Annotated in this window: 17 protein-coding genes; 9 read left to right on the top strand and 8 right to left on the bottom strand. The window is 63.5% G+C overall.

Annotated features, from left to right (window positions below; genetic code table 11):
• Positions 1-254: 254 nt before the first annotated feature.
• On the bottom strand, positions 255-641 hold the full coding sequence (locus QZV93_RS11255; RefSeq protein WP_295558496.1) for a DUF2946 family protein: 387 nt from the start codon (positions 639-641) through the stop codon (positions 255-257).
• A gap of 193 nt (positions 642-834) precedes the next feature.
• Between QZV93_RS11255 and QZV93_RS11250 the strand changes: the two genes are divergently transcribed.
• Positions 835-1,593, top strand: a complete 759-nt coding sequence (locus QZV93_RS11250; protein ID WP_295558494.1) for a DUF1194 domain-containing protein — start codon at positions 835-837, stop codon at positions 1,591-1,593.
• A 114-nt stretch (positions 1,594-1,707) separates the two neighbouring features.
• Positions 1,708-1,881, top strand: coding sequence for a hypothetical protein (locus QZV93_RS11245; RefSeq protein ID WP_295558493.1), 174 nt, complete (start codon positions 1,708-1,710; stop codon positions 1,879-1,881).
• A 6-nt stretch (positions 1,882-1,887) separates the two neighbouring features.
• On the opposite strand, the gene QZV93_RS11240 is transcribed toward QZV93_RS11245, so the two are convergent.
• The 5 genes from QZV93_RS11240 to QZV93_RS11220 form a co-directional block, all read right to left on the bottom strand.
• A complete protein-coding gene (locus QZV93_RS11240) occupies positions 1,888-2,088 on the bottom strand; it encodes a hypothetical protein (RefSeq protein ID WP_295558492.1) in 201 nt (66 codons plus the stop codon).
• Positions 2,089-2,191: 103 nt separating this feature from the next.
• On the bottom strand, positions 2,192-3,001 hold the full coding sequence (locus QZV93_RS11235; RefSeq protein ID WP_295558490.1) for a formylmethanofuran dehydrogenase subunit C: 810 nt from the start codon (positions 2,999-3,001) through the stop codon (positions 2,192-2,194).
• Positions 2,998-3,906, bottom strand: a complete 909-nt coding sequence (gene fhcD, locus QZV93_RS11230; RefSeq protein ID WP_295558489.1) for a formylmethanofuran--tetrahydromethanopterin N-formyltransferase — start codon at positions 3,904-3,906, stop codon at positions 2,998-3,000. Before fhcD ends, QZV93_RS11235 begins: the two co-directional genes overlap by 4 nt.
• A 2-nt stretch (positions 3,907-3,908) precedes the next feature.
• Positions 3,909-5,600: a formylmethanofuran dehydrogenase subunit A gene (locus QZV93_RS11225; protein WP_295558488.1), complete on the bottom strand. Its 1,692-nt coding sequence runs from the start codon at positions 5,598-5,600 to the stop codon at positions 3,909-3,911.
• Between the two features lie 39 nt (positions 5,601-5,639).
• Positions 5,640-6,941: a formylmethanofuran dehydrogenase gene (locus QZV93_RS11220; RefSeq protein WP_295558487.1), complete on the bottom strand. Its 1,302-nt coding sequence runs from the start codon at positions 6,939-6,941 to the stop codon at positions 5,640-5,642.
• 189 nt (positions 6,942-7,130) lie between these two features.
• Between QZV93_RS11220 and QZV93_RS11215 the strand changes: the two genes are divergently transcribed.
• The 4 genes from QZV93_RS11215 (at position 7,131) to QZV93_RS11200 (ending at position 9,889) form a co-directional block, all read left to right on the top strand.
• A complete protein-coding gene (locus QZV93_RS11215; protein WP_295558485.1) occupies positions 7,131-7,658 on the top strand; it encodes an SRPBCC family protein in 528 nt (175 codons plus the stop codon).
• On the top strand, positions 7,658-8,629 hold the full coding sequence (locus tag QZV93_RS11210; RefSeq protein ID WP_295558483.1) for a YncE family protein: 972 nt from the start codon (positions 7,658-7,660) through the stop codon (positions 8,627-8,629). Before QZV93_RS11215 ends, QZV93_RS11210 begins: the two co-directional genes overlap by 1 nt.
• A 196-nt stretch (positions 8,630-8,825) precedes the next feature.
• A complete protein-coding gene (locus QZV93_RS11205; protein ID WP_295558482.1) occupies positions 8,826-9,506 on the top strand; it encodes a hypothetical protein in 681 nt (226 codons plus the stop codon).
• Positions 9,503-9,889 (top strand): hypothetical protein, encoded by a 387-nt coding sequence (locus QZV93_RS11200; protein WP_295558480.1) that lies wholly within the window; start codon positions 9,503-9,505, stop codon positions 9,887-9,889. Before QZV93_RS11205 ends, QZV93_RS11200 begins: the two co-directional genes overlap by 4 nt.
• Before the next feature lie 74 nt (positions 9,890-9,963).
• Here QZV93_RS11200 and QZV93_RS11195 read toward each other — a convergent pair whose 3' ends face one another.
• Together QZV93_RS11195 and QZV93_RS11190 are read right to left on the bottom strand one after the other, a co-directional pair.
• The gene (locus tag QZV93_RS11195) at positions 9,964-10,788 is read right to left on the bottom strand and encodes a quinoprotein dehydrogenase-associated SoxYZ-like carrier (protein WP_295558478.1); all 825 of its coding nucleotides are present in this window, start codon (positions 10,786-10,788) and stop codon (positions 9,964-9,966) included.
• A gap of 85 nt (positions 10,789-10,873) precedes the next feature.
• The gene (locus tag QZV93_RS11190) at positions 10,874-11,857 is read right to left on the bottom strand and encodes a quinoprotein relay system zinc metallohydrolase 2 (RefSeq protein WP_295558476.1); all 984 of its coding nucleotides are present in this window, start codon (positions 11,855-11,857) and stop codon (positions 10,874-10,876) included.
• Positions 11,858-12,410: 553 nt separating this feature from the next.
• On the opposite strand from QZV93_RS11190, the gene QZV93_RS11185 reads away from it, so the two are divergent.
• The 3 genes from QZV93_RS11185 (at position 12,411) to QZV93_RS11175 (ending at position 15,962) form a co-directional block, all read left to right on the top strand.
• Complete coding sequence (locus tag QZV93_RS11185) at positions 12,411-14,234, top strand: PQQ-dependent dehydrogenase, methanol/ethanol family (protein ID WP_295558475.1); 1,824 nt, start codon at positions 12,411-12,413, stop codon at positions 14,232-14,234.
• 282 nt (positions 14,235-14,516) lie between these two features.
• Entirely contained in the window at positions 14,517-15,044 is a 528-nt protein-coding gene (locus tag QZV93_RS11180; protein ID WP_295558473.1) for a c-type cytochrome, methanol metabolism-related, read from the top strand.
• A gap of 48 nt (positions 15,045-15,092) precedes the next feature.
• The gene (locus QZV93_RS11175) at positions 15,093-15,962 is read left to right on the top strand and encodes a substrate-binding domain-containing protein (RefSeq protein ID WP_295558471.1); all 870 of its coding nucleotides are present in this window, start codon (positions 15,093-15,095) and stop codon (positions 15,960-15,962) included.
• Positions 15,963-15,995: the final 33 nt, after the last annotated feature.

Here is a 15,995-nt window from a genome sequence, read left to right as displayed (position 1 = left end):
ACGTTGACCGGCGGAAGCTCGGTCGAATTCTGGTTGCTTTGCTGGCCGAACGACGGGGCGACTGCGGCGCAAAGCGCAACGATGGAGACGCCGGCAAGGCTGCACGCCCGAGTGGGGGTGAAGCTTGCACGTGACACGTCATGAAGTCGGTCGATTGAGGACATGATGGAATTCCGCATTGCTCTGAAGCGAGCGGCTGGCGCGCACTTCCGAAGAACGGAACGCGACGCACGGCCACTGATGACGCGATTGGATCAGATCAACGCGGAGGCGGGTGGCCCGCGGGCGGACGCGGCCCCGGGCTTGGGTGTCTCGGAAAAGAGCGCGACGGCAAGCGTATATGTGACGGCTGCATATTCGGCGGCACCGGCGAGGCTTTCGTCGGGCGCGGCCGCCGCAAGAGCCGTGGCGCCGGCCGCTGCAAACGGACAGAGCCCGTTATCGACATGCTGCGGTTTTGCGGGCGCCGGGGTGCCGTCGGCATCCACGGAAAGCAGCTTTGTCCCCGTGCTCGTGCAGATCACGATATCGAACGTGCGGTCCGACGCATGCGCGGCTTGCACCATGAAGCCAGCCGGCAGCAGGCTGCGAACAGCCAGCACCGCAAGCAGGATCAGGTTTATGGCAGCGCGTGCGTGCACGGAGGTTTCCTCGCCCGGAGAGCCGAACTCTGCGAGGGTAAGAGAGGCTTCCGGCCTTGGCAAGGTGGGCAAGCGTGCAGCACCGCCTATCCCGTGCCTTTGTCGCCACAGTTCGGGAACACTTCACTGGCGGCGCGGTGGCCGAGAGGGTTAAGATCGCGGCCGGATGATCCGGGCAAACGAGACCAACATCATGAGAGCACGTGTTTCGGCATTCGCTTGGGGCTGCATTGCGGCCGCGGCGGTGGTAGCGGTGATTGCCTTGGTTGCGTTCTTCTCGGCCTCCTGGGCGCAGGAGATGCCGGCCGAGGTCGACACCGCCCTCATCGTGTCTGTCGACGTATCGAACTCCGTGGACGAGAACCGCTACAAGCTGCAGATGGAAGGCATCGCCAAGGCGCTCGAAGATCCCGAGGTGCAGAAAGCGATCCTCAATGGCCCGCAAGGTGGCATCCTGTTCTCGATGGTCACCTGGGCCGACAAGCCGAAGTTCGCGCTCCCGTGGCATCGCATCGCCAGCGCCGCCGATGCAGCAACCGTCGCCGCCAAGGTGCGTAGCCTGCCGCGCCAGACCGGCGAGTTCACGTGCGTCTCCGGCATGCTGCGCTCGATCTCGGACAAGGTCGTTCCGCAGATCCCGGCCAAGGCACTGCGCACCGTTGTCGACGTGTCCGGAGACGGCAGCGAGAACTGCAATCCCGAGGAGCCGCCGGCTCTGGTGCGCGACGAGCTCGCGGCATCCGGCGTGACGGTGAACGGATTGCCGATCCTCGAAGGCGACGAGGGACCGACGCTCGAAGCTTGGTATCACGACAACGTCATGGGCGGCCCGGGATCGTTCATCCTTCCGGCCCACGGCTTCGGCGATTTCGGCCGCGCCATCCGCCAGAAGTTCATGATCGAGATCAGCGGCACAATGCCCCCTCAGAAAGAGGCCCGCGCCGCCGACTGAGCCAGTCTTCCTCAGGGCTTACACCGGAACAAGCGCCCCTGCGCTCGTTTGCCTGCGGCTCGCTCCGTGCGGAACCGTGCCTGTCGTCGGACGTTTAATGCCCGGAGGAAAGCCATGGAAACCGAGATCGAGATCAAGAAGGTCGAAACAGAGCCGCGGCGATCCATTCCGTCCATCGCCGTGACGGCGCTGGTGATGTCGCTGGCCCTGGCCGGGATCATTGTGCTGCAGAAGTACGCGAACGCCCCGCACAGCGCCCAGCCGGTCGAGCAGACACAAACCCCGTAAGCGCGCTCAAGTGTCGTTGAGCGCCGACGACTGGCACTTCCAGCGCTTGATCTGCCACTTGGGATGCTCTTCCGCCCACTGCGCGAAATAGGGCGGCGCTGCCATGGTGCAATGGAGCGCATCCATGCTGACGTCGAGCGGGATCTTGAAGTCCCGGCACTGAGTCGGGTCAGAGATCAGACAAGCCGAAAGAATGATGCTGAGCATGGCGCCTCCTCCAAGTGCCGAGCGTTCGTATGCGCTCGATCGATAGAGGTACGCAGCGTAGCAGCTTTCAGTTTCAATAGGCCACCCAGGGTTGCGCGGCGCGCTAGGCCGTCAGCAGAATCTCGCCCTTGCCAATGGTTGCCCGGTCGCCTGCGAGCTTGCGCACCGTGGCCGGCAATGCCTTGGGCGCCAGCGGTCCCAGCGTCTCGGCGATGTAGCGCGAGAGAATACGCAGGATGACGGGATCGACGCGTCCGCAATCGGCAAACGTCGGCAGGAGCTCATCGACAGATGGTCCGATCAGCGTGCCGCGACGGAGCAGGGGCCCCGGACGCGCTCCGAACCCGGCCTCGGTCCAGAGCGTGCCGCCCACCATGCGCGAGCCGGCCGCCGGGCCGAACTTGCCCTTTGCCACCACCACGCCGCGCCGCATGCGCTCGCCCGCGCGCTGGCCGACGCTGCCGTCCACCAGCACCGTTCCGCCCAGCAGGCCGAAGCGGTCGCCGGGACGCGTGCCGCCGAGAAAATCACCGGCCGATCCCTTGACGTGGATGAGCCCGCCCGTCGCCGTCGAGGCGAGGTAGGCGCCCGCATCGCCGCTGATCGTGATCTTGCCGCTCTTCATGCCGCGCCCCGCGTAGGCACCGACCGGCCCGCCGACCATGATCGTACCGCCGTCGAGGCCGGCGCCCACGTAGTCGAGAAAGGGCGACCCGCCGGAGATGACAATCGTGTCGCCGGGCGTGCCGGCGATGTCGAATACATCTCCGGCGAGCGGCGCGTCGGGCACCGATCCAAGCGCCACGCGGGCGACATCGCCGAGCGAAAGCTGGGCCAGCTTCGAAGGGATGAGCGCGGAGAGGTCGAGCACCTCCGTGGGAGCGGTGCGCAGATTGAAGCTCAGCGTGCTCATGGCAGCAGATCCTTCAGGTGATAGTGATGCGGGCCGAGCTTGCCGCCGTAGTTGCCGGCGGAGATGCGCGTCACGCCCTTGGCAGCGCCGATCTCGATCAGCGTCTTGAGACCGGTCCGCATGGAATCGGCGACCGCCTTTGAGGTGAGGCCGTCGATGACGATCTCGAGCACGGCGATGGTGTCGGGGCTGCACTCGGTCGCCACGGCGCCCTTGAGCGTCGGGCAGAAGGCGTCGTTGGTCGAGGCGATGGCGCCTTTGTACTTTGAGCCCACCTTGGAGCCCGAGCGCACGATGCCGCCGGGGAATGGCGTGATCACGTCGTCGATCTTCGCGATGGCCGCCACGGCCGCCTCCGTGGCTTCGAGCAGCCCCGCCCTGTCACGTCCGAGCACCAGCAGGTTGCCGCCGCCCACGGCTTCCGTCGTCACGCCGCACTTGTCCTCGATCACGAACTCGCCGTCCATGACGGGCACGCGCCAGAACCGCCGCTTGCCGAGCTTTTTTGCGGTCTGCCAGCCGTCGCCGAAAAAGCGCGGACCGGCAGCGAGACCGAGCTTGGTCGGGCTGTCGAGACCGTTGTAGCAGGCCGATCCGGGGCTGGTCAGCACGCATTGGCCGACCCGGTTCCTGAGCTGCGGACTGAGCGCATCCGGCGAGAAGCCGAACATGAGCACGCGCACGCCGGGCCGCCCGTCGGGCGTCTCGTCAGGCGAGAGTTCTTTGTCGATGCCGCACTCGGCACCGCAGCCGATGACCGAGGTGCCGAAGCCGGTCATGACCTCCGCCGAGATCCGCGCCCACTTGAGCGTATCGGCGGTGATGATGAGCCCGAGCCCGCTCATGCCGAACGCCTCGGCGAAGGTGTCGTCGATCGTGACGCCGTTTTTCGTGATGGCGCTCATTGTCAGGAGATCCTCGGTCCGCTCGGCTGAACGATGACGCAGCCGCATTCTCCGCCCGTATGCCCGCAGTTGCTGTCGACGATCTCCTGGTCGGAGAGGCGGAAGTTGTCGAGCTTCACGGTGTGATAGCGATCGAAATACTCGCGCAGGGTCTTCTCGATGCCCTTGTCGTAGTCCGGCCGCACGACGTGCGTCGCACCGGCGACGACCTTGACGACCTTGCCGTTCTTGACGATCTGCTCGCCGTTCTTGAACACGAACAGCGGCGTCTTGAACATCGCCTCGCGGTCCTGGGCATTGTCCTCGTAGACGGTGATGTCGGCGACCGCGCCCGCGCCGAGGTGCCCGCGGTCGCGCAGCCCGAGGCTCTTCGCCGGTCCTGCGCGTGTCATGATGGCGATCTCGTAAAGCGAGTACTCGCGGTTCAGCGTCTTCAGGATGGTGGCCGCCTGCGCGCCCGGATGCAGCTTCTCCAGCATCTCGTTGCGGAACGTGCGGTCCATGAGCAGTCGGATGAGGTGCGGATAGTAGTAGAACGGCGCGCCGTTTGGATGGTCGGTGGTGAGGAAGATGCGCCAGGGGTCGTTGACGAGCAGGAACAGCTCGAGCCCGATCGCCCATTGCAGCGCATTGACGTAGCTCTTGTCGCGGTACTTCATCGGCACCACGCCGCAGCCGTTGTCGCACTCGATGTCCATCACCACCCACTTCTTGGGGTTCGAGGACTTCGTGTTGCCGTACTGGCGCATGCTGTCGCCGGAGGCCGTGCACGTCTGGCCGAACATGATCTGCCCGATATCGATCGACACGTTCGGGGTCTGGTTCAGAAGCTCGGCGATCTGCGGCGCGCCGGAAGAGAACTTCATGTCTCCTTCCGTGCCGTAGCTGTGGAATTGGATGTGCGTCAGGTGGAGCGGCAACCCTTCGGCGCCGCGGATGGTCGCCAGCGTCGAATCCATGCTGCCGGGCACGCCGAGATTGCAGCCGTGAATATGGATTGGATGCGGAACGCCGAGTTCCTTCATGCCGCGCGCGAGCGTCAGGATGATGTCGCGCGGCGTGAGCCCGTAGAACACGTGCTTCTCGTCGAGGTCCATTTTGCGCTGGTTGAACTTGAAAGCGCTGATGCCGCCCGGGTTGACGATCTTCACCGCCAGCGCCTGCGCAGCGTGCATGGTCCACGCGATGTAGTCTTTGATGAAGGAGAAGTCCTTCTTGCCCGCGAGCGCGCGCAGGAAGAAGTCGTCGTTGCCGAGCATCACGAACGCGCCCTTGTCGATCATGGGCGTATCGCCCATTTCGAGATGCGCCTGGCGCGCGTTTGCCGGCAGCATCGCCGGTTCGAAGGCGGCCGTGTAGCCCATTTCCGCGTAACGGTAGCCAGTCGTCATTGTCGAAGGGACGGCATGTCCGCAGCCCGAGCGCATAAGCTCCGTGCGCGAAACCTCGTGGCCCTGGTGATCCTCGGGCAGCAGCATGCGCCCGATGGTGACCTTGCCGCCGCCGATGTGGCTGTGCGGGTCGATGGCGCCCGCCATGACGACGCGGCCGTTAAGCGCATACTCCGCATCGACGCGTGCGCCGGGCGGCGGCGTGGCGACGATGCGCCCGTCCTGAGCGTAGATATCACGGACCTCGCCGTTGACCCCATTCAAGGGGTCGTACACGGTTCCGCCGGTGAACTTGATCAGCATAGCTTGGGTCCTCGAGGCGGGCTTAAAGCACGACAAACATTAGAGTGCGAGTTCGATGGCACCGAAAATGTCGGACGCCTTGGGAAGTTTGGAGCGGCCGAGATCGCGGAGCGGCAGCGACACGACGTTGTCGACGCGGATGATGCGTCCGCCATGATCCGCTCCCGGCGTGCCGACCGGGATGAACACCGCCGGCGGGCTCGCGAGCTTGATGCCGGGCGTGCCGAGCACGATGGTTGGGATCTTTGTCGCCGGTGGCCCGAGATCCGGCGTGAAGGAGGCGAGCCACACGAGGAGGTCGCCTTCGCCGTTGGCGATCATGCGCGGAATGGCATAGCGCAGGAAATCATAGTCGGGCTTGCCGGAGGCGAACGAGACCCGCAGCGGATAGCCGCTCTGCCAGGAGCTGACGGCGCCGGCCGAGATCGCTCCTTCGTTGCCGCCAAGAGCGAGACCCGCGGCGCGCCACTTGACGTTGAGTTCCTTGACGAGGTCGGAGACGGCGCTGACGACCAGATCCGCGTTTGGAAAGTTGAGGCCCGGCGGCGCCCAGACGAACACCGGATAGGCGGCGGACTTGAGCCGCTCGACGAGGGCCCGGATGTCGGCGGCTGGCACCCCGGCCACCGAATCGGCGCTTGAAGGCGTGCCCCTGATCTCGGCCGAAAGCGCCCCCACGATTTCGCCGACGCGATCGAGGTCGCACGGAAGGGTGACGATCTCCCCGATGCGCGGTCCCTTGACGGCCGACTGGTCGAGCCCCTTGCCGATGAAGATGACGGTACGTTTCGCCGGCGTCTCCGAAAGCAGCGACGCCTCGACGTTGACGATGCGCTCGAAGAAGCGCGGATGCAGCTTCTGAATGTCGGTGCCGACCACGATGATGACGTCGGCGCGGTTTCGCGTCTCGGTCAGCGTGGTCATGATCCAGCCCGTGGTCTGGAGCACGCGAAAGTTCCTGTACTGGCCCTCGGAGAGCGCGTGATCCACCACGCCGCCCGACTTGTCGGCGAGCGCCATCACGGAACGGATACCGTTGACGTCGGTGCCGAGACCGCCATAGAGCGGCAGGGAGGATTTCCGGATCAGGGCGGTGGCAGCCTGGATGGCAGTCGCCAGGTCGACATCGCGACCTTCGATCTGCGGCTTGGCCCCATCCACGTTGCGTTCGAATCCAGCGACCGCCTTCTCGCAGCCGTTCTTGGTGACGTGTAGGCCCTTCTCGTCGCGCGCCAGCTCGAGATCGTCGCAAACGAGACCGCAGAAGGGACAAGCAACGTCGGTGATCGCGTTGGACTTGGGAGGGTTGCCCGGAGCCTGGGCTTGCGTCCAATTCGTCATGTTCAACCGGTCTCGTGATTTGATTTGGCGCGGAACCAAAGCATGGACTTAAGTCCAAGACAACAACGTTGAATGCTGCGCTGCGGGCGACGGATCAGCACATCGATTGCGCCCTTACCCAGTCTTAATTATTGTCCGGCGCCGGCTTGCGATAGGGCTAGCAGATTACGAATCCCTGGAGGACTCCCGATGGTTAGATTGTTTGCTTCGTTCCTGGCCCTTGTATGCCTGATGCCGCTTGCGGCATCCGCGCACGGTCCCTCGCGCCAGAAGGTCGTCGAGACCGTAGACATCAACGCGCCCGCCGACAAGGTGTGGGCCGTGGTCGGAAACTTCCAGGACATGGGCTGGCATCCGGCCTTCAAGAAGACAGAGGGCAAGGGCGGCAATGACGTCGGCGCCACGCGTACGCTTACGGTCGAGGGCGGCGGTCAGATCTTCGAGAAGCTGACCAAGTACAACGCCGAGGGCAAGACCCTCAGCTATGAGATCACCGAGGTCGATGTGAAGGTCGTGCCGGTCACGAACTATTCCGCCTCGTTCACCGTCACCCCCGAGGGCGATAAATCCAAGGTGGAATGGAAGGGCGCGTTCTACCGCGGTTATGTCAACAACGACCCGCCGCCGGAGCTCAGCGACGAAGCGGCCGTCAAGGCGGTCACCGGCGTTTACAAATCCGGCCTCGAAGCCCTGAAGAAGAAGCTGGAAGGCGGCTGATGCCGGCAGGCCCTCGCTTCGCGGGCATAGCGCTGGTGCTGGCTTTCTGCTGCGGGCTGGGTGCGGGATCTGCAGATGCGGATCCCGACGCGGCACGCGAAGCCTTTGTCACCAACCAGACGGGCGATTCGCTCTCGATCGTTGATCTCGCGGCCGGCACCGCCGCGCCCGAGATCAAGATCGGCGGCAAGCCCGCGGGTATTGCTGTCTCAGCCGACGGCCGGTTCGCCTACGTCACCTCTCCCGAAAGCAAGGAGCTGGTGATCGTCGATGCGGACAAGCGCGCGATCGCCTCGCGCATGACCGTGGGGCAGGGGCCGCTTGGAATAGCGGTGCATCCCAAGAGCGACCGCGTCTATGTCGCCGATTGGTATGAGCACAAGCTCTACGTGGTCGATCCGGCCACGGCAAAAATCGCAGGCAGCGTCGAGGTCGGCAAATCGCCGTCGGGCGTCGCCGTGACGAAGGACGGCGCACGCATCCTCACGGCCGACCGCGACAGCAACCAGGTCTCTCTCATCGATGCGGCGACGCTCCAGCGCACCGGCACCGTCATGGTGGGCGAACGGCCCTTCGGGGTCACCGTCGATGCCGAGGGGCGCCGCGCCTACACGGCCAACGTCGGCAGCGACGACGTGAGCGTCATCGATCTCTCGGCAGGCAAGGTCGTGGGCACCGTCAAGGTCGGCCACCGCCCCTATGCCGTGGCCCTCGCCGGCGGTCGGGCCTTTGTCACCGACCAGTACGGAGGCACCGTCACGGTGTTCGACCTCGCCACACTGGCCGTTGTGAAAACCATCGAGGTTGGCGACTACCCCGAAGGGATCGAGGCCGACCCCACGGGCAAGGCCGTCTACGTGGCCTGCTGGGAGGCCAATACGCTCGAGCGGATTGATACGGCAACTCTCGAGGTCACGGCGCGCATTGCCGTCGGCGACGGTCCCCGGGCGTTCGGCCTCTTCCTGAGATGAAAGCCGCCCGGTCGCGGCCTCTTCGGTTGGCGGAGCCTCGGGCCCGCAAATTGGGCTCGGACACGGCATTTTCACGCACGGTAACGAAGCCTTGCAGAGATTTCATGATCGGGAGATTGCCGCTAGGCCCCCCCTGGCGCTAGAAGACTTCCCAAGAAGGCTGCCGGAATGGCGCCCAAAAGGAGGAAAACGTTACATGTCCCGATTTGCACGTGCGTCGGCAATTCTGTGCCTGGCCTTGCTTCCGGTCACGGCGGCCCTCGCTGCCGGAGAGCCGAAGGCCGCCGCCATCCTGTTTGAGACCCGCCAGCTCGACCTGATCGATAAGGGCTCCGAGGTCACCTACCGCTTCGAGAAGACGGGCTCCAACGAGCAACTCGTCGGCAAGGACTACGCCGACGACATCCGCCTCAGCGTGGCCAAGGTCGACGACAAGGGCGCCCGCGAGGTCATCTTCAAGATTTTCACCGGCGCTAACGCACGCGATCCGCAGAACTGGCCGGATCTGACCATCAATCCATTGTTCATCTGGTACCTCGACCGCGCAGTCTCGACCTTCAACTCGCTGGCTGGCGGCAGCCACATGTACCTGAAGCACAAGATCCGCGAGGCCCTCGCCGGTGCAGACGCCGAGCCGGTCAAGGTCGACTACAACGGCAAGCAGATCGACGCGTTCAAGGTCGCTATCGCGCCGTTTGCCGAGGATCCCAGTGCAAGCAAAATGCAGGGCTTCCACAAATCGGCATTTACGATCGTGGTCAGCAACCAAGTGCCGGGCTTCTTCGTTGATCTCCAGTCCGACTTCGTGAGCACGCAGGCGGCAGGTCCCGAGCTTAAGGAGCACATCAAGGTCGTGGGTGTGGGAGAAGCCAAATGACGATGAGCAAGCTGACTAAGGTTCTGGCAACGGCAGGATTGGCACTGATAGCCGCAGGCGCTGCCGCCATCGGCGAGGAATGCGCCGAGCACAAAACGGCGGCGAAGCTGGTGAACGACTATCCGACCGCCACGCGCGGCGACTACATCTACGGATGCATGCTGGTCAACGGCACGACGCGCGACGTCCTCGACAAGTGCGCTTGCTCGATCGATGTCATCGCATCCGTGTTGCCCTACGACCAGTACGAGGAAGCCGAGACCATCATGTCGGTGCGCCAGCGGGGTGGCGAGAGCGTCGCCTATATGTACGCACCCGCCATGCTCGAGAAGGTCAAGAACCTGAAGCGGGCCCAGGTCGAAGGCGAGATCCGCTGCTTCTGAGACTCGACGGCCCGAGATAAAGAAAAAGGCGCTTCGATCGAAGCGCCTTTTTTGTGGTCGCGCTGCTCTGGCGTTTACGAGCCCTTCGGCCCGGCCTGCCCCTTGAACACCTTTCCGTCGGTGTCCTCGGCCGTCACCTCGATCGCCTCGTCGCCTCCGCCCGCATAGGTAAAGCGGATGTTCGGATCTTCCGAGAGCGAGATGCCGCCTTCCATGCGAAACACGCGCTCGCCGCCGCGCGCAACGTCGATGACGCGCAGGAACTTGGCGGGTATGTAGTAGCCGGTCGCCTGGTTGAGCTGCAGGCCCGAGTACTGCGGGTGACGGATCTTGATCTGACCTACCCGCTGCCCGTCGGCCGTCGCGGCAAGGTGCTTGATCTGCATCTTGCCGGCTTCTGCGAGCACCGCGTCCGTATCCTTGAGCGCTGGCGCGGAGCATCCTCCCGCCGCCTTCACGAACTTCGTCGCCATGACGAGCTTTCCGTCGCCGGTCTCCACGATGGCGCGAATGTTGGAGTACATGTCGACGCGCACGCGCGTCTCGATCACGCGCTCGCCGTCACCGGCCGCCGGGCCGAACGTGAAATCGGCGACCAGCGGCGCCGGGTTCTTGTCGATGACGAGCATGAGCTTCTTCATCGTCTTGGCGCTGGCGGCAGGAATGCGGATCGTGAGTGGAACGAGCGCGGCATCCTCGGCCCGATAGGGCGCCTCGAGCACGACCGCATTCGTGTCCTCCACGACCGTGCGCCCGCCGAAGAGGTCCTTCTCGAGGGCCGGCCACACGTCCTCGTCGGCGGCTCGCGCGCCACCTGCGGCGACGAGCATCGCGAGGGCTAAGCCCGCCGCTCCGCGAAGGAGAGCGGAGGGGACTGTGATGCGGACGGTCGGGACCATGATGTCCTCCAGTTCGGCGCTTTGGCGCTTGGCTTCTTGTCGCTTCGTCGGTCTTTACGGGCCGTTCTCGCCCGCCCATGCGAACTCATTCCCACTCGAGCTCGGCGAACGCAGCCGACACATTGCGCGCATGATAGTCTGCGAACAGCTTCCACGCATCTTTTTCCGAAAGGCCCACGGTGGCAGTCGCGTCGGAGAGTGTGCGGTTGTCCTTGATGAGGGCGCGGATCTCGGTCGTGAGAACCTCGAGATAGTGCCGGAGCGGCTTCGCCGCGTCGGGCCAGGCCATGGACGCCGGGCCGTGGCCCGGAACCACCCGCTGGGCAGGCATTTTGGTCAGCGCATCGAGCACCGAAATCCAACCCAGGATTGAACCGTCGAGTGAAGGGGCATGCTGCGAGAACAGCAGATCGCCGAGGAAAAGCGTTCCCGTCTCGTCGTCTCGAATGACGAGATCATTGTCGGTGTGCGCTGTCTTTTGCGCCGTGAGCTGGAGCTGGCGCCCGCCGAGATCGAGCGTCAAGGGATCGGTGACGGCAAGCGTCGGAAGCACCACCCGCGTGCCAGCGAATGCCGCCTCGCCGATCGCCTCCTTGTTGACCGAGAGGTAGCGGTCGGCGCGCGCGCTCAAGCCGCGAGCGAGCTTATGGTGTGCAACGAAGTGTGGCTTGTCCTGCTCGAAGGCGGCGTTGCCGAACACATGGTCAGGATGCATGTGGGTATTGATCACATAGCGGATGGGGAGCGGTGTGACCGAGCGGACCGCCGCGCGGAGACGCGCCCCCACGTGCGCACTGCCGCCGGTGTCGATCACCGCCACGGCCTCTTTCCCGACGATGAATCCCGCATTCGAAACGTCGCCTTCGTTGTCGGGCGCGTACTCGGCAATCTGTCCTGCGTGAACGTGGACGCCGGGAGCGATTTCCACCGCGAACGGCGCGGCGCTGCGGCTGGCCTCGGCACGTGCCCTGCGGCTGGGCACGGGCAGCGCAGCCGCCAGCGCTGCAAAGGCAGTGGCGGCACGCAGTAATGACCGGCGATCGAGACGGAACGGATCTCTGGCGGGCACGGCTCAACCTCTTGGAGTGACACGAAGGATTTACGCCGTGGGTCGGTGTGGCGCAACGCGTCGCGTGCGGATGTGCCGCGCGCGGATTTGTCCCGACTGAAGTAGGGAAAATCGCCCGGAATTCAAGCGATTGGCCGGGAAAAATGGTGCGAAAACGAAAAACGAGGGCCAAAAATTATGCATATCGCGAATGAAATAACAAGACGGCCAACAGCCATCTTGTTACGGGAAAAATTAGGCGTGCACCGCACCATTTGATCATGCAGCGCAAAAAAGTTCGATAAAACGGCCCAAAAAAAGGGTCAGAGTGCTTGTCCTATCGGTGTTGCAAGAAAAATGGTCTCACGGATTGTCTTGCGGACCTCACGAGAAAGTGTCTAAAAGGGTGCCACGGTAGCGATGGCTTCAGGGGGCTCGTCAGTGCAAGAGCCACCATTCGTAAGTCAGCGGAATAACAAGGGAAAAAATCCCAACAAACCGTAGTTCTGGGCTGTGACACGCTGTCGTTCGCTGCCGCTTGCAAGCGTGGCAAGAACTTTAAGGAGGAAGCGCGATGCGCAGAAGTGCACTCGCATGCGGGCTGCTCGCCACTGTCGCTCTGACTTCGCCGACTTGGGCGAATGATGACGTCAAGAAGGCGACGTCGGACCCGAATAACTGGGCAATGCAGCAGGGCCAGTATTCTGGCTGGCGGTATTCTCAGCTTGACCAAATCAACACGTCGAACGTCAAGGACCTCAAGGTTGCTTGGCAGTTCTCGACGGGCGTTCTTCGTGGTCACGAAGGCTCGCCGATCGTTGTCGGCGACCGGATGTACCTCAACTCCGCGTTCCCGAACAACGTGTTCGCTCTCGACATTTCGGACCCGTCGGGCCCGAAGATTCTGTGGAAGTACTCTCCGAAGCAGGATCCGTCGGTCATCCCGGTTATGTGCTGCGACACGGTTAACCGTGGCGTTCAGATCGCCGGCGACACTCTGGTCCTTGGTCAGGCCGACACCACGCTCGTCGCCCTCGACGCCAAGACCGGCAAAGAGAAGTGGAAGGCCGTCAACGGCGATCCCAAGAAGGGCGAGACCCACACGGGCTTCGTTCTGATCGTCAACGACAAAGTGCTGATGGGCACGTCTGGCGCCGAGTTCGGCGTCCGCTGCCACGTCACGGCCTACAACCTCGCCGATGGCAAGCGCGCCTGGCGCGCCTACTCCATGGGCCCGGATGCCGACATCCTCGTCGACCCGGAGAAGACCCTGTCGCTCGGCAAGCCGGTCGGCAAGGATTCTTCGCTCAAGACCTGGACCGGCGACCAGTGGAAGATTGGTGGCGGTTCGACCTGGGGCTATGCCTCTTACGATCCGGAAGCCAACCTCGTTTATTACGGCACGGGCAACCCGTCGACCTGGAACCCGGCGCAGCGCGCTGGACCGGACGGCAAGCAGATCGACCAGAAGTGGTCGATGACGCTGTTCGCTCGTAACCCCGACACCGGCGTGGCCGCCTGGGCTTACCAGATGACCCCGTTCGATGAGTGGGATTATGACGGCGTCAACGAGTCGATCCTCACCACGCAGAAGATCGGTGGCGCAGACCGCAAGGTTCTCACCCACTTCGACCGTAACGGCTTCGGCTACACGATCGATCGCCTCACCGGCGAGCCGCTCGTCGCTCAGCCTTACGACGAGGATCTGAACTGGTCGACGGGCGTTGAGCTCGACAAGTCGAAGCCCAACTACGGTCGTCCGACCGTCGTCGCTTCGAAGTCGACGTTCCTCAACGGCGCAGACGTGAACTCCAAGAACGTTTGCCCCGCCGCTCTCGGCTTCAAGGATCAGCAGCCGGCTGCCTACTCGCCGCTGACGAACCTCTTCTACGTGCCGATCAACAACGTCTGCATGGACTACGAGCCCTTCAAGGTTTCGTACACGCCTGGCCAGCCGTACGTTGGTGCGACGCTCTCGATGTTCCCGCCTGAGGGTAAGACGAACACGGGCCACTTCACGATTTGGGATGGCGCTGCTGGCAAGATCGTTCACCAGCACGACGAGCCCTTCTCTGTGTGGTCGGGCGTTCTCACCACCGCTGGCGGCATCGCTTGCCACGGCACGCTTGAGGGCTACTTCAAGTGCCGCGACCAGAAGGACGGCGCTGAGCTCTTCAAGCATCGTCTGCCTTCGGGCTCCATCGGCAACGTCATGACCTACGCAGTCGGCGGCAAGCAGTACATCGGCCTCTTCTCGGGCGTCGGTGGCTGGGCTGGCATCGGCCTCGCGGCTGGTCTCGACAAGCCGACGGACGGCCTCGGCGCAGTGGGCAACTACGCAGGCCTGAAGTCGTACACCGATCTCGGTGGCACCTTCACGGTCTACACGCTGCCCTAATATGGCACGGTAGGAAACATTGGACCGGCGCGGGGAAACCCGCGCCGGTTTATTGCTTGAATGTAATCTTCAAAACCACTTGAGCGGCGAGGCGGCGTCACCAAGTTTTGAAGAAAGACCCGGGAAAAATACACCGGATTGTGAGATCGATGTTCCTGGTTCGGGAGTTGTGAAAACCAGGAACAGACGGTAGGAAGACCCATTAGGAAACAGGGGACGCGCGTGAAGAGATTTGGTTTTAGTTTAGTCGTTGCCGCAGGCTTGAGCCTGGCGGCTCTTTCGGTGGGCACTGCATTCGCGCAGGACGACAAGGCCCCGGTTCCGGATCCGGTCTTCGAGAAGCCCTTCCAGGAGGGTAAGAAATTCGTGGACGGCAAGTGGGTCCTCCCTGACGGCACGCCGACCTACGACGTCAAGCGCGATCCGGCGAACACCGATCACGTCATCCAGGTTGACTGGAACACCTATTCCGGCTGGCGCCGCTATCACGCTGAGTGCCACGTCTGCCACGGCCCCAACGCCGAAGGCTCCACCTTCGCCCCCGCGCTGAAGGACTCCCTCAAGAACATGACCTACGAGAAGTTCCTCCAGGTCGTTTCGAGCGGTCAGGAGCGCGACGTGGCTGGCACCAAGTACATCATGCCCGCCCTCGGCGATAACCCGAACGTCATGTGTTACATCGACGATCTTTATGTCTACCTGCGCGCACGCTCCACCGACGCCCTGCAGGGCGGTCGCTTGAGCGCTGACCAGCGCGCGGAGAAGCCCAAAGAGGCGATCGAGGCAGAGAAGAGCTGCATCGGAGGCTGATCGAGTTGGCAGTTTTCGGCGGCTGCCTCAAGCAACAAGAGAGGAAGCATGAGAAAGCACGCCGCATTCGCTGCCATCATTGTCGGTAGCCTGGTTGCCGCCTCCGGCGGTGCCGGCGCTGCCGAAGGCCATCTCGCAGACGCTGTGAACCGCAACGTTCTCCGCGTCTGTGCAACTCCTGCCAACCTTCCCTACTCCAACGAGCAAGATGAGGGGTTGGAGAACAAGATCGCGCACATCGTTGCCGACGAGCTGAAGCGCCCCAGGGTCGAGTATACGTGGTTCCCGCAAGGCACGGGCTTCGTACGCAAGACGCTGTCGGAGAAGCGCTGCGACCTCATCATGGGCACCGTCCAGGCCGATGAGTTTACGCTCAACACCAATCACTATTACCGCACGACGTACGCGCTCGTGACGAAGAAGGGCTCGGGCCTCGAGGGCGTCACCTCGATCCTGGATCCTAAGCTCAAGGACAAGAAGGTCGGCATCCAGGCGGGCGCGCCCGCTGCGGATTACGTGGCCAAGGCCGGCCTGATGCCCACCGCCAAGTCGTATCTCTTCATCGTCGACACGCGCTATCAAAACCCCATGCAGGACATGGTCAACGATGTGCGCTCGGGCGAGATCGACGTCGGGGTCCTCTGGGGTCCCTACGCCGGCTGGTACTCCAAGCGCGGCGGCGAGGAGCTTCACGTGAGCCCCATGCTGGAGGCCAAGCAGCCCGGCCTGCCCAACCTCGAGTATCGCATCACCATGGGCGTGCGCGCCGGCGAGACGGCTTGGAAGCATGAGATCAACAACGTCATCGCCAAGCGTCAGGGCGACATCGACAAGGTGTTGCTGGAGTACGGCGTGCCGTTGGTCGACGAGGACAACAAGCTCATCACCGAGCCGCGCTTCGCCAAGAGCACGAACTGAGAAAGACGCTTCGGGGACCACCGCTGCAAGCGG

It is taken from the genome of uncultured Hyphomicrobium sp. (genome assembly GCF_902826555.1).
Classification (GTDB): Bacteria; Pseudomonadota; Alphaproteobacteria; order Rhizobiales; family Hyphomicrobiaceae; genus Hyphomicrobium_C.
Note: the sequence above shows the minus strand (reverse complement) of the source record. Positions and strands in the feature narration are given on the sequence as shown.

Excerpts from the sequence above, each read along its gene's own strand:
- QZV93_RS11220 (WP_295558487.1), bottom strand. The coding sequence starts at position 6,941 with ATGACGAATTGGACGCAAGCCCAGGCTCCGGGCAACCCTCCCAAGTCC.
- QZV93_RS11175 (WP_295558471.1), top strand. The coding sequence starts at position 15,093 with ATGAGAAAGCACGCCGCATTCGCTGCCATCATTGTCGGTAGCCTGGTT.
- QZV93_RS11195 (WP_295558478.1), bottom strand. The coding sequence starts at position 10,788 with ATGGTCCCGACCGTCCGCATCACAGTCCCCTCCGCTCTCCTTCGCGGA.
- QZV93_RS11225 (WP_295558488.1), bottom strand. The coding sequence starts at position 5,600 with ATGCTGATCAAGTTCACCGGCGGAACCGTGTACGACCCCTTGAATGGG.
- QZV93_RS11210 (WP_295558483.1), top strand. The coding sequence starts at position 7,658 with ATGCCGGCAGGCCCTCGCTTCGCGGGCATAGCGCTGGTGCTGGCTTTC.
- QZV93_RS11200 (WP_295558480.1), top strand. The coding sequence starts at position 9,503 with ATGACGATGAGCAAGCTGACTAAGGTTCTGGCAACGGCAGGATTGGCA.
- fhcD (WP_295558489.1), bottom strand. The coding sequence starts at position 3,906 with ATGAGCGCCATCACGAAAAACGGCGTCACGATCGACGACACCTTCGCC.
- QZV93_RS11205 (WP_295558482.1), top strand. The coding sequence starts at position 8,826 with ATGTCCCGATTTGCACGTGCGTCGGCAATTCTGTGCCTGGCCTTGCTT.
- QZV93_RS11235 (WP_295558490.1), bottom strand. The coding sequence starts at position 3,001 with ATGAGCACGCTGAGCTTCAATCTGCGCACCGCTCCCACGGAGGTGCTC.
- QZV93_RS11245 (WP_295558493.1), top strand. The coding sequence starts at position 1,708 with ATGGAAACCGAGATCGAGATCAAGAAGGTCGAAACAGAGCCGCGGCGA.
- QZV93_RS11250 (WP_295558494.1), top strand. The coding sequence starts at position 835 with ATGAGAGCACGTGTTTCGGCATTCGCTTGGGGCTGCATTGCGGCCGCG.
- QZV93_RS11185 (WP_295558475.1), top strand. The coding sequence starts at position 12,411 with ATGCGCAGAAGTGCACTCGCATGCGGGCTGCTCGCCACTGTCGCTCTG.
- QZV93_RS11215 (WP_295558485.1), top strand. The coding sequence starts at position 7,131 with ATGGTTAGATTGTTTGCTTCGTTCCTGGCCCTTGTATGCCTGATGCCG.
- QZV93_RS11240 (WP_295558492.1), bottom strand. The coding sequence starts at position 2,088 with ATGCTCAGCATCATTCTTTCGGCTTGTCTGATCTCTGACCCGACTCAG.